At 70.6% G+C, this 558-nt stretch carries 1 protein-coding gene; it reads right to left on the bottom strand.

The features are described 5' to 3' along the window. Positions 1 to 268: 268 nt before the first annotated feature. Positions 269 to 558 (bottom strand): helix-turn-helix domain-containing protein (locus AC27KI_RS26985; protein WP_487116984.1); only part of this gene is annotated, 290 nt, incomplete at its 5' end.

The raw sequence follows: 558 nt of genomic DNA on the forward strand, positions 1-558 counted from the left end.
GGCCTGGGCCAGGGGGCCCGGCCCGCCGGGCGGGGGTGGGGGCAATTGCGCGTGGGCGCTGGCGGCGGCAAGGGCGGCGGCCATCAGGCTGGTGCGGAGCAAGGGGTGGAGCGTCATGAAAGTCGTCCTTTCGAGTGGGGATGAGCTTTTTCACTCAAGACGCGTGCCAACGCCAGATTCCTTATGAATCAACCACTTGCGTGCGATGGCGGGCGCGCGCAGTGGGTGGAATGGCGACAGGTTGTCCGCTTTTGCGACAGGCTTGCGGTCATTCGATGCCGTATTGCGTGAGCTTGCTGTAGAGCAACTGGCGGTGGATGCCCAACCGCCGCGCGGCGAGCGAGCGGTTGCCCTGGGCCTGCGCGAGCGCGTGTGCCAGCATCTGCCGCTCCAGCCGCTCGATGGCCTGTGGCAGCGATCCCTCCAGCCAGGCGGCGGGCAAGGCGTCGCCCGACCCGGCGCGGTGGCTGTGGCCGGGGTCATCGGGCGGGGTCGGCGATGGCTGCAGCCCCAGGTCGGCGGCCCCCACCACCGGGCCGCGCTGCAGGGCATGGCAGC

The sequence above is a fragment of the Acidovorax sp. KPB24-03 genome (genome assembly GCF_057546605.1).